Annotated in this window: 9 protein-coding genes; 2 read left to right on the top strand and 7 right to left on the bottom strand. The window is 41.2% G+C overall.

What is annotated here, in order from left to right; genetic code table 11:
- Positions 1 to 263: 263 nt before the first annotated feature.
- The 7 genes from priA to J1899_RS09340 all read right to left on the bottom strand — a co-directional run bounded on the left by priA (position 264) and on the right by J1899_RS09340 (position 9,029).
- Complete coding sequence (gene priA / locus J1899_RS09370; RefSeq protein ID WP_214478480.1) at positions 264 to 2,669, bottom strand: primosomal protein N'; 2,406 nt, start codon at positions 2,667 to 2,669, stop codon at positions 264 to 266.
- Entirely contained in the window at positions 2,666 to 3,874 is a 1,209-nt protein-coding gene (gene coaBC, locus J1899_RS09365; protein ID WP_066446759.1) for a bifunctional phosphopantothenoylcysteine decarboxylase/phosphopantothenate--cysteine ligase CoaBC, read from the bottom strand. The genes priA and coaBC overlap by 4 nt, the downstream gene beginning before the upstream one ends.
- 313 nt (positions 3,875 to 4,187) lie before the next feature.
- Complete coding sequence (rpoZ, locus tag J1899_RS09360; RefSeq protein ID WP_066446762.1) at positions 4,188 to 4,397, bottom strand: DNA-directed RNA polymerase subunit omega; 210 nt, start codon at positions 4,395 to 4,397, stop codon at positions 4,188 to 4,190.
- A gap of 2 nt (positions 4,398 to 4,399) precedes the next feature.
- Positions 4,400 to 5,017, bottom strand: coding sequence for a guanylate kinase (gmk, locus tag J1899_RS09355; RefSeq protein ID WP_066446765.1), 618 nt, complete (start codon positions 5,015 to 5,017; stop codon positions 4,400 to 4,402).
- A 6-nt stretch (positions 5,018 to 5,023) separates the two neighbouring features.
- Positions 5,024 to 5,287 carry an extracellular matrix/biofilm regulator RemA gene (remA, locus tag J1899_RS09350; protein ID WP_066446766.1) on the bottom strand — a complete coding sequence of 88 codons (264 nt, stop codon included), beginning with the start codon at positions 5,285 to 5,287 and terminating at the stop codon, positions 5,024 to 5,026.
- A gap of 59 nt (positions 5,288 to 5,346) precedes the next feature.
- Entirely contained in the window at positions 5,347 to 6,216 is an 870-nt protein-coding gene (locus tag J1899_RS09345) for a YicC/YloC family endoribonuclease (RefSeq protein WP_214478479.1), read from the bottom strand.
- Between the two features lie 134 nt (positions 6,217 to 6,350).
- Positions 6,351 to 9,029: a calcium-translocating P-type ATPase, SERCA-type gene (locus J1899_RS09340; RefSeq protein ID WP_214478478.1), complete on the bottom strand. Its 2,679-nt coding sequence runs from the start codon at positions 9,027 to 9,029 to the stop codon at positions 6,351 to 6,353.
- Between the two features lie 311 nt (positions 9,030 to 9,340).
- Between J1899_RS09340 and J1899_RS09335 the strand changes: the two genes are divergently transcribed.
- Both J1899_RS09335 and J1899_RS09330 read left to right on the top strand, forming a co-directional pair.
- Complete coding sequence (locus tag J1899_RS09335; RefSeq protein ID WP_214478477.1) at positions 9,341 to 11,050, top strand: Rqc2 family fibronectin-binding protein; 1,710 nt, start codon at positions 9,341 to 9,343, stop codon at positions 11,048 to 11,050.
- A gap of 594 nt (positions 11,051 to 11,644) precedes the next feature.
- Complete coding sequence (locus J1899_RS09330) at positions 11,645 to 11,863, top strand: hypothetical protein (protein ID WP_214478476.1); 219 nt, start codon at positions 11,645 to 11,647, stop codon at positions 11,861 to 11,863.
- Positions 11,864 to 11,874: the final 11 nt, after the last annotated feature.

Raw genomic sequence — 11,874 nt, 5'->3', positions numbered from 1 at the left:
TGTTTTTCTCTAGTTTTCACAAATTTCTATAAGTTCATAAGTGTTTCTTTGAAATCAAGGATATAACATAATGAAATAGCAGGGATTTCCACTCCATGGTACTCGCTTTCCGGCGGGGCGGGTGCTGAGCCTCCTCGTCGCTACGCTCCTGCGGGGTCTCAGCTCCCCACTCGTCCCGCAGGAGTCTCGCACCATTCCGTTCCAATCAAAGAGTAGTCTGCTGATCGTCTTTCTCTTTAGAAACAGTAATCGTTTTATAATCACTACATTAAAATATACGGGTTGACGTCAATGGATATTTGCAGGCCGCCGGTGGCTATTTCTTGCTGGTATTGGTCAAGGACCGTTTTCAGCGCGCCATTAAGCTGTGGTTCCCGTTTGTATTTTACCAGACATTGATATCGATATCTATTGTTGATGCGGGGGATAGGCGATGCTACCGGTCCAAGGACAACTGCTTCGTCTGATAGCTTTGCTCTCACCCATCCTGTAATTTTTTCTGTCACTGCCACTGCTTTCATCAGCTGTTCATGGCTTACAGTTATTAAGGATATATAATAGAAAGGCGGATATTTATGAATTTTGCGGATCATCATTTCCTTATCATAAAAACGGTCATAATCCTGTGTACCAGCAAGTTCTACACTGTAATGCTCAGGTGTGTACGTTTGGATGATAACCTCCCCTTCCAATTGATGCCTGCCTGCTCGCCCGCTTACTTGCGTTAAGAGCTGAAAGGTTTTTTCGGAGGAGCGGAAATCAGGCAAATGGAGCATCGTATCCGCTGAAAGAACGCCTACAAGCGTGATATTAGGAAAATCAAGCCCTTTGGCAATCATTTGTGTGCCAAGTAAAATATCTGCTTGTCCCTCTTGAAATTGGTTCAGCAGTTTTTCATGTGCTCCTTTTCTGCTTGTTGTATCCACATCCATTCGGATGACTTTTGCTTCAGGCAGAACCTTCACTAGCTCTTCTTCCACCTTTTGGGTACCTGTGCCAAAATAGCGGATATGTTCACTTTGACATTCCGGACAAACAGATGGAACATGGTCCTCATGTCCGCAATAATGACATTTCATTTGCCTGCTATATTGATGATATGTTAATGAGATATCACAATTTGGGCAATTGATGACATAACCGCAGTCTCTGCACATAACAAAGGAAGAATGACCTCTTTTGTTTAAAAATAGAACAGTCTGTTCTTTCTTTTCAATCCGTTCTTTTAATTTATCAAGCAGCACCCTGGAAAACATCGAACGGTTCCCTTCACGCAGCTCCTCTCTCATATCAATAATCGTAACAGCTGGCAGGGCTTGGTTGTTCATCCTTTTTGGAAGCTTGAGCAGCTTATAGACATCTTTTTGCGCTCGTGCAAATGTTTCAAGAGCAGGTGTTGCGCTGCCAAGCACGACTGGACAGCGGTATGTTTTCGCCCTTTCAATCGCCACATCCCGTGCATGGTACCTCGGGTTTTCCTCCTGCTTATAGCTAGTTTCATGTTCTTCATCAATAATGATTATGCCTAGATTTTCAAAAGGTGCAAAAATAGCTGAACGTGCTCCAACCGCAACACTGACTTCTTTGCGCTGAATCTTCCGCCATTCATCATATTTTTCTCCAGCAGAAAGGCCGCTGTGTAAAACAGCTACCTGATCGCCGAATCTGCCTTTAAATCTAGTAACCATTTGCGGTGTTAATGAGATTTCAGGAACGAGTACGATCGCTTCTCTGCCCTGTTCGAGCACTCGCTGAATCGATTGCAGATAAACTTCCGTTTTCCCGCTTCCTGTCACACCATATAGAAGAAACACTTCATGTTCATGCTGTTCAACAGAACGCCAGATTGGAATAATTGCATTATGCTGCTCCTCTGTTAAAGAAAGTGGAACCGTACTGGAAAACTGGCGCTCGGCAAAAGGATCCCTGTACACTTCTAAATATGTTTCAGACAGCATTCCTTTTTTCACAAGACCTTTGATGACAGCCGACGACACTTCTAATACGTCTTCAATTTCTTTTTGGAATATAGGTCCTTCCTGTTCCTGAAAATAGGATAGTACCTCTTTTTGTTTTGCTGCATTTGCTGGCAGCGATTTTATCCAATTTTCCAACTGGGCACGATCTGGACAATAGATGGCCTTTAATTTCTTCTTTTTCACACGTTCTTTTACTTCATATATAAGTTCAATGCTGCCCTCTGCTACCGCTTTTTGCAGCGTGCGCATAGATGCATGGCTCGTTGCTTCTTCCCAAGTGATACTATCACGATCTGAAAAAAGCGGCTTTATAGAAGGATCAAGATTTTCAATTACAGCGATCCGCTTCAGCTTTTTTTCATATTTTGCTTTTAAAGCAGCTGGAAGCATCGCTTGATATGCTGAAATCTTATAGCTGAGAGTGTGATTTGATAGCCAATCTCCGAGGGAAAGCAATTCCTTATTTAAGATTGGATTAAGATCCATTGGCTCGATCAGCTCTTTTAATGACTTAAAGTCTGATTCTGCCTTAATACCTACAACGAAGCCTTGTATTTTTCTTGGCCCGAATGGGACGATCACCCGCATTCCAGGCTTAATGATTTCTATAAGGTGTTCTGGAATCAGATAATCAAAAGGCTTGTCCGTTTGTTTGGCTGGAACATCTACAATGACACTTGCAACATTCATTCTCCATTTGCTCCCAGCAGAAGGCAAGCTTCCTCTAGAATTTTCATTGCGACCGTCTTTTTATCGAGGAGCGGCAGTTCAATTACACTTCCGTCCTTTTTATAGAGAGTGACAATATTCGTATCTGTTCCAAATCCTGCACCTTCTGTTTTCACATTATTGGCAACGATCATATCAGCATTTTTCTTTTTCAGCTTTTTGGAGGCATATTCCTCAAGATGATCTGTTTCGGCAGCAAATCCTATTAAGAGCTGACTTTGCTTTTTTTGTCCAAGTTCATACAAAATATCTTTAGTTCGTTCAAGCTGCAGCACTTCTTCTCCGGGCTGTTTTTTAATCTTTTGATCAGCAGCATATTTAGGTCTGTAATCAGCCACTGCAGCGGTTTTGACGACGATTTGCGCATGATCATATTCCTTTAGTACTGCTTGATACATTTCTTCAGCACTCTCTACTTTAACAACCTTAACACCAGCTGGAGGCTGAATGGAAACGGGTCCTGAAATAAGAGTCACATTCCCGCCAAGCTTTTTAGCAGCTTCTGCAATAGCATAGCCCATTTTCCCTGATGAATGATTGGTCAGATAGCGGACCGGATCAATTTTCTCACGGGTTGGCCCTGCCGTCACAACAATATTTTTACCGGACAAGGGTTTTTTTTGACTAGAAAAATATGAATTCATATGTTCTACAATTTTCTCCGGCTCTTCCAGTCTGCCTTTCCCAATATATCCGCAAGCAAGATAGCCTTCACTTGGTTCAATAAAGGAATAGCCAAAGTCAGCTAATGTTTGGATGTTCTTTTGCACTGCCGGGTGAGCGTACATATGAACATTCATGGCTGGTGCTATCCAGATCGGTGCTGTTGCCGCCAGCAATGTAGTCGAAATCATATTATCAGCAATGCCGTTTGCCAGTTTTCCAATTATGTTGGCTGTAGCAGGGGCGATTAAAATAAGGTCAGCCCAATCCGCAAGATCAATATGTGCAATCACTTTTGAATCTTTTTCATCAAATGTATCGTAATAGACGTCATTTCGCGACAATGCTTGGAACGTGAGCGGTGCAACAAATTTTTGGGCTGAGTCGCTTATGATCACTTTTACGTCTGCTCCCGCTTGTGTAAGCTTGCTAGTGAGTGCTGCAGCTTTATAAACAGCAATCCCGCCAGTCACACAGAGCAGAATCTTTTTTCCATTAAGCATATTCGTTCCCCCCATTTAAACAGTTCGCCATTCTTTCTTCTATTATCATCGAACAGTGGATTTATTTCATCAATTTCATGCCTTTCGCAGAAAAAGAGAAGAAATATGCTGCTGAGTCATTTGATTTCGAGCGTGAATATTTCTTCACACTCACCAGCTCGCTTCTATCTGCATTTTTCAAAAAAGCCAATAAAAATAACAACCTTGTTTAGAGGTTGTTATTTCGAGGTTTTCTTTGCTGTACGGTTAGACTGCTACGAGAGGCAGCCTGCATGTTCAACATTATTTTATAACAGCAAGACAGGTTTTACAATCAATCCGTACTGTCTTCTTTAAGGCGGTAAAGCAGTTCGTCTGCATTAATTTCTTCCAGCGCTTTTCCTACATTCTTATGAGAAATGTAGTTGCTGAGCTGGTACTCTGGATTTATCTGAAGCTGGCGAGCGCGTTTCGCTGCTACAGATACTAAGGAATATTTAGAATCAATTTTAGTCATTAAAGAATCAATAGATGGATCAAGCATGTTTATTCTACCTCCAGCATTTTAATATATCTTGGCTCTACTCGTTCTCTGCGGCAATGTTCTGCCACAACAATTGCTTTAATTCTTTCACAAGCGAGGTCAATTTGATCATTTTCAACCACATAATCGTACAAATTCATCATTTCGATTTCTTCTTTTGCCGCATTCATGCGATTGTTGATCACATCAATGGTTTCTGTTCCTCTTGTCACAATTCTATTTTTTAATTCTGACAGGCTTGGAGGAACGAGAAAGATGAATAATCCGTCTGGGAATTTTTCACGCACTTGGCGTGCACCTTGTACTTCAATTTCAAGGAAAACATCCTTGCCCTGATTGATCGTTTCTCTCACATAATCTACAGGGGTGCCATAATAATTGCCGACAAACTCAGCATATTCCAGAAGCTTGTCATCTTTAATCAGCTGTTCAAAATCTTCTTTTGATTTAAAAAAGTAATCCACGCCATCCACTTCGCCTTCGCGCGGGTTTCTGGTTGTCATGGAAATGGAGTATTCAAAAGCTGTGTCAGGCTGGGAAAAAATTTCTTTCCTGACTGTTCCTTTGCCGACACCTGATGGACCGGATAGGACAATTAGCAATCCTTTTTCATTTTTCATCCTGTTCTATCCTTCCTCTACAATTTCATCGCGATCATATAATCTAGCCGCAACCGTTTCTGGCTGTACGGCCGATAGAATAACATGGTCACTGTCCATCACAATGACAGCTCTTGTTCTTCTCCCGTATGTCGCATCTATTAAAGATCCCCGATCACGAGCATCTTGAATGATTCTTTTAATAGGGGCCGATTCAGGGCTGACGATGGATATAATCCTATTGGCAGAAACAATGTTTCCAAATCCAATGTTAATTAATTTGATTGACATAGTGTCCTCCAATCATCAGTTATTTATTTTTGCCGTTTACGGCCGTTCATAAACAACTTCTATTCAATATTTTGAACTTGTTCCTTCATTTTTTCAAGCAGACTCTTCATTTCTACCACTTCGGAAGCAATGTGGGCATCATTTGCTTTAGCGCCGATCGTATTGGCTTCACGATTCATTTCCTGAAGCAGGAAATCCAGCTTTCTGCCTATAGAACCTTCTGTTTCAAAGGTTTGTCTGAATTGATGAATATGACTTTGCAATCTTGTTAATTCCTCATTTATATCGGATTTATCTGCAAATATAGCGGCCTCAGCTGCAATTCTCGACTCATCCAATTCGCCTGACAAGTATTCTTGCATTTTCTTTTTTAAGCGTTCCTCATACTTTAATACAACAGAAGGTGCATATTCTTTTAATTGCGATATACAACTTTGCAGATGTGAAAGCAAGTTAAGAAAATCCTTTTTCAATTCTTCGCCTTCTGCCATCCTCATAGCAACAAGCTGCTGGCATGCTTCCTCAACAGCTTCAATAAACAGGGGCTCGAATTCATCTGTGGATACTTCACTTTCTTCTATGTACAAAAACTCTTCTCGCATTAAATCTTGTACTGCAAGGCCTGGAAGATCGTATTTTTCACTGATTTTCTTCATGTTTTCATAGTACTGATGCAGCAGCGGCCAATCAATCACCATTTCCTTAGCGGAATCGCCTTCTTTTGTCACTGCTGAAAATATTTCTATTCTACCACGTTTAATCGATTTTGAAAGCCGTTTTTTAACTTTTTCCTCAAAGTGTACATATTGCTTTGGCAAACGCATCATATATTCTGCAAATCGATGATTGACCGTTTTGATCTCGATCGTAATCGTAAAAAGGTCATGTTCCTTTTTACTGCGTCCGAAACCAGTCATACTTCTGACCATTTATATACACTTCCTTTATAAAACAACATTCTAAATATGTATGTATATCTGCCAAATTGCTGGCGGTAATCTTGTTAAAATAAAAAAGAAGGTAATAGAGCGCATCTCTACTACCTTAAGGATTATATCATACTTTATTTCTTTTTACTTAGCAAAAATGAAAAGGCAAGTAAAAATGTTGGAACCGCTGATAAACCTAAAATCATTAGCCAATCCTTCGCCTCAATTGAAACGGTATGGAAAATTGGCTGCAGCGGCGGATAATAAATAACAGCAAGCATGAGCAGAACTGAAGAAATAACGGCCCAGACTAAGTATTTATTGCCAAACGGATTACGCGACAGCACGGACTTTTCACTGCGGCAATCAAACACATGGATCAGCTGTGCCATAACCAATGTTGCAAATGCAACAGTTTGTGCATAGGCAAGATGGTCAGGATGTGCTTCATAAGCAAACATAAAGGCCAGCAGCGTCACAATCCCTATAAGAAATCCTCTTGAGACAACCTTCCAGCCAAGACCTCTTGAAAAGACACCTTCTTTTGGATTCCGCGGTTTCCGCTTCATTACATCATCCTCAGGCTTATCAAGTCCCAGAGCCATTGCCGGCAATCCATCTGTGACAAGGTTAACCCATAGTATCTGAATTGGAACGAGCGGCAGCGGGAGGGCAAGCAGCATCGCAAAAAGCATTACTAAGATTTCTCCAACATTTGATGCCAGCAAATAGCGAATAAACTTGCGGATGTTTTCGTAAATATTCCTTCCTTCCTTGATTGCTGACTTAATTGTTGCAAAGTTATCGTCAAGCAGCACAAGTGAGGATGCTTCTTTTGCTACATCTGTACCTGTAATCCCCATCGCAATACCAATATCTGCAGCCTTAATCGCTGGTGCATCATTGATGCCATCCCCTGTCATCGCAACAATATGTCCGCGGTTTTGCAGCGCTTTAACAATTTTTAATTTGTGTTCAGGCGAAACACGTGCAAACACTGTGACATCTTCAACCACATCTTCAAGCTCTTCTACTGACATATCTGCCAGTGATTTTCCTTCCATAACTTTCGAAGATCCTGTTAAAATACCAAGCTGCTTCGCGATTGCAGTCGCCGTAATTACATGATCTCCAGTGATCATCACGGTCTTAATGCCTGCTTCCTTACATTCCTTAACAGCTTGTTTCACTTCAGGACGCGGCGGATCAATCATCCCCTGCAACCCGATAAAGGTTAAATTCTTCTCTGCTTCACTTTCTTCTAAAATAACTGTGTTTGCAGGTACCTCTTTAAATGCAATTGCAATCGTTCTTAGTGCATTCGAAGCGAGCTGCTCAATGGCATGATGAATGTTTCCTGCCATTTCCTTAGACAGGAGCTGACGTCTACCATTCCATAAAATTGAATCACTGACACCTGCTAATACATCCGGCGCCCCTTTTGTTACGATAAATTGGCGGCCATTTTGATCTTTCACAACAATACTCATCATCTTTCTTGTTGAATCAAATGGAAATTCGTTAATAATACTGAATTGGTTTAAAAGACTGCCGCGGTTATATCCTGCTTTCATGGCAGCAACTAATAATGCACCTTCAGTTGGATCACCATCAACAATATATTCCTTTTCCTTCTGCTTTACTTCTGCATGATTGCACAGCATACCAAACATTAGCATTTGCTGCAGAGTTTTATCATCCTTTGGATCTATCCTTGATTCATTGCGGTAAAACTGGCCTTGCGGCTCATAGCCAACTCCGTCTACTTTCCACTGCTTACCGCCGGACCAGATATCTGTTACGGTCATTTTGTTCTGCGTCATCGTTCCTGTTTTATCAGAACAAATGACAGAAGCACAGCCGAGTGTCTCGACCGCAGGAAGCTTTCGCACAATCGCCTTTTTCTTTATCATCCGCTGCACGCCTAAGGACAGAGCGACCGTTACTATGGCTGGAAGCCCTTCAGGAATGGCTGCTACCGCCAAGCTGACTCCCGCTAAGAACATCGTATATAATTCCTGACCCTGAATCACCCCTACTGCCACCACTAAAACGGTTAACAGAAGCGCTGCCACAATCAGAATTTTTCCAAGCTGCTCGAGTTTTCTCTGCAATGGAGTAATCATGGTTTCAGCACTCTGCAGAAGGTCTGCAATTTGCCCCATAGCCGTTTTCATTCCTGTCCCGACAACTAGTCCTAATCCGCTGCCGCGGGTGATCATCGTGCCCATGAAGGCCATATTTTCCATATCACCGATGCCAATGTTGGCTGCTTTTATACTGCCAACTGATTTAGAAACAGGAAGTGACTCTCCAGTTAACGCAGATTCTTCAATTTCCAAGCTGTTAGATTCAATGATTCTCACGTCAGCACCAACACGGTCACCTGAGGTAAACTTCAGTAAATCACCTGGCACTACTTCTTTTGAAGGAATCTTAATCCATTCACCGTCTCTTAATGCCATGACCTGCGGTGCTGATAACTCTTTCAATGCATCCAGCGATTTTTCTGCTCTGCGCTCTTGGTAAAATCCTAAAAACCCATTCACGATGACTATGGCAATGATGGCAATCGCATCAATATATTCACCGAGCAATCCGGAAATAAGGGTTGCTGCCAGCAAGACAATAACCATAAAATCTTTAAACTGACTAAAAAATAAGAGCAAAGCGGATTGCTTTTCTCCTTCTTCTAATTCATTATATCCGTATTGTTTGAGTCGTTTCCTTGCATCATCTTCAGTTAAGCCTTCCTTCATACTGCTGCTTAGAGCCTGCTCAACCTCTCGCTCATTCATTTCATGGAACTTCATCCGGACATCACACTTCCCCCTTATCTAATCACCAGCATAAATTGTACAAACCAAAGCTCTCATCAAAGCATATTCATTCTTGTCCAAAAAAATGCTATGATTATTAGAAAAGCGGAAGCGGGTTGCCCAGCCCCGACAAGCATAAGGCAAGATGGCTAGAAGGTTGTTCTTTAACCTTCTGGACAGATTGACTTAGACCCAAGAGGGGCTACCCGCTGGAGCTGGACATGTAGAAAAGCGGAAGGCGCTTTTCTAGGAATAACTAATAATTTATACATATGAATAGAAAATTACTGTAGAGGATGTTTTGCATGTCTTTTGATGGTTTATTTACAAGGGCGATGACAAAGGAATTGTCAGAGTCATTAACAGGCGGAAGAATCAACAAGGTTCATCAGCCATATAAAAATGAGATTATATTAATGATCAGAGCGGGCGGAAAAAATCATAAACTCCTGCTTTCAGCACACCCAAGCTATGCACGCGTTCAGCTCACAAACGAAGCATACGATAACCCTTCCACTCCCCCAATGTTTTGCATGCTGCTGCGCAAGCATCTGGAAGGATACATTTTAGAAAATATTCACCAAGTTGAACTGGACCGGATTATTATTTTTGAGGTTAAAGGAAGAAACGAAATCGGCGATGTCTCAAGCAAACAGCTGATTGTAGAAATTATGGGACGCCACAGCAATATTACGCTTGTTGATAAGGAACGGAACATGATCTTAGACAGCATTAAGCATGTATCCTTTGCCATCAATAGCCACCGTGCCCTTTTGCCTGGCCAGGAATACAAACTTCCGCCTGCACAGCATAAAGCAAATCCTTTTGCTGCAGAAGAAGATGATATTTTAAGAAAGATCGATTTTAACAGCGGAAAAATTGATAAACAGCTTGTTACAGCTTTCAGCGGCCTGTCACCTTTGCTTGCTAAAGAAGCATTGTTTCATTCAGGACTTGCAAACCGGACGACCATACCAAAAGCTTTCATGACACTTATGAAAAAGGTGGAAGAACACGCCTATTCACCTGCTATTACCGTAAATGAAAACAAAGAAAACTTCTATTTATTTTCGCTCGAGCATGCCAACGGCAAATCTTATCATTACCCATCTTTAAGTGCAATGCTTGACCGTTTTTATTTCGGCAAAGCGGAGCGCGACCGGGTAAAACAGCAATCAAGCGATCTGGAACGTTTTATGCAGACGGAAAAAGAGAAAAACGAGAAGAAAATTAAGAAGTTAGAACGCACATTAACCGAAGCTGCAAACGCAGATCAGCATCAGCTTTTTGGTGAGCTTATTACGGCAAACATGTATAGCATCGAAAAAGGCATGAAAAGCGTTGAAGTGATCAATTATTATGACGAAAACGGCGCAACCGCTGAGATTCCGCTAGATCCTAAAAAAACACCTTCTGAAAATGCGCAAAGCTATTTTAAGAGGTACACGAAAGCGAAAAACTCCATTGCTATCGTGCATGAACAGATTGACAAAGCAAAGGAAGAAGCAGCATATTTTGATAGCCTGCTGCAGCAAATCCAAACAGCCTCCCCAAGGGATATCGAAGAAATACGGGAAGAGCTGATGGAAGAAGGCTATATTAAACAAAAGCAAAAACGAAACGGCAAGAAACAGCAAAATGTCAAACCGACCCTAGATACATACACAGCTGGGGATGGAACAGAAATACTGGTTGGCAAAAACAACAAACAAAATGACTACTTAACGAACAAACTTGCTGGCCGCGATGAAATCTGGCTTCATACAAAGGATATCCCTGGTTCACACGTCGTCATCCGCACCAAAGAGCCTAGTGACGAAACGATCCTTGAAGCGGCTGTCCTTGCTGCATACTTCAGCAAAGCCCGCAGCTCCAGCTCTGTTCCAGTTGATTACACACGGGTTCGCCATGTAAAAAAACCAAATGGAGCTAAACCAGGTTACGTGATCTATGAACAGCAGCAGACTGTTTATGTGACACCTAGTGAGGATGAGGTTTTGCGGTTGAAAAAATGATTAGGGGTGTCGTGTGAAATAGAGTATGGGTAGAAACGAACAGTCCTAAACAAGTAAGAGCGTCTCTGATTATAAGCAGAGACGCTCTTCTTTTTGGCTAGACCTCATTAATTTTTCTCTTCTTGCCCTCCAGATGATGAAACCAGTGAAAAATAAGCGGAGATTTTACCGTTATTTCCAAAATCGAGCTATTTTCGTACAAAATAAGCGGAGATATTCCGGTTATTTAGAATAAAATCGCCTATTTTCACGTTTTTATGTTAGTTAGTCGGAATTCCTCCGTCTATTTTAGCCAATTTTGAGTGATTTTACGATTTAAGCGGAATTCTTCCGCTTATTTATGAGATATGTAATTTCCAACCAAAGCATTTGTGTTTGAAGAAAACGTCACATACCAGTTTGCTTAATCGCAAAATTCCTCTACTCCTCAAAACCCATCAATAACAGCCATCACATCTTTTAATATATCAATAGATTTCGAGGGTTGACCATCTATCTCTAAAGCGTGATTTAAATGGTCAGCGAAAAGAAATATTTCAATAGTCATTAAATTTTGAAATTTATGTTAATATAGTTGTATAGGAGGTGCATTTTGTGAATAAAAGAAAAAAAACATTGATATTAACTTTTGTAATGGCTTTTCTTGCTACAGCTATTGCATTACCCATGCTAAGCGCATTAGGTGTCCCTTCATTCAGTGTGGTATTGGTTTCTTTGTTTGGAGGAGGGAATATTTGGGCTTTAATTTTTTCACTTATTTTAATCCTCTCAATTGGTCTTGGTGTAGGAAAGCTTACTAAAAGTTTTACCTAAAGAGCAGAATC

The organism is Cytobacillus gottheilii (assembly GCF_018582665.1).
Taxonomy (GTDB): Bacteria; Bacillota; Bacilli; order Bacillales; family Cytobacillaceae; genus Cytobacillus; species Cytobacillus gottheilii.
This window is presented reverse-complemented; position numbering and strand designations above follow the sequence as displayed.

What these genes read in the sequence shown, in the direction of transcription:
- priA (WP_214478480.1), bottom strand. Translation starts at nt 2,669, where the DNA reads ATGAATGTTGCAAGTGTCATTGTAGATGTTCCAGCCAAACAAACGGAC.
- coaBC (WP_066446759.1), bottom strand. Translation starts at nt 3,874, where the DNA reads ATGCTTAATGGAAAAAAGATTCTGCTCTGTGTGACTGGCGGGATTGCT.
- rpoZ (WP_066446762.1), bottom strand. Translation starts at nt 4,397, where the DNA reads ATGCTTGATCCATCTATTGATTCTTTAATGACTAAAATTGATTCTAAA.
- gmk (WP_066446765.1), bottom strand. Translation starts at nt 5,017, where the DNA reads ATGAAAAATGAAAAAGGATTGCTAATTGTCCTATCCGGTCCATCAGGT.
- remA (WP_066446766.1), bottom strand. Translation starts at nt 5,287, where the DNA reads ATGTCAATCAAATTAATTAACATTGGATTTGGAAACATTGTTTCTGCC.
- J1899_RS09345 (WP_214478479.1), bottom strand. Translation starts at nt 6,216, where the DNA reads ATGGTCAGAAGTATGACTGGTTTCGGACGCAGTAAAAAGGAACATGAC.
- J1899_RS09340 (WP_214478478.1), bottom strand. Translation starts at nt 9,029, where the DNA reads ATGAAGTTCCATGAAATGAATGAGCGAGAGGTTGAGCAGGCTCTAAGC.
- J1899_RS09335 (WP_214478477.1), top strand. Translation starts at nt 9,341, where the DNA reads ATGTCTTTTGATGGTTTATTTACAAGGGCGATGACAAAGGAATTGTCA.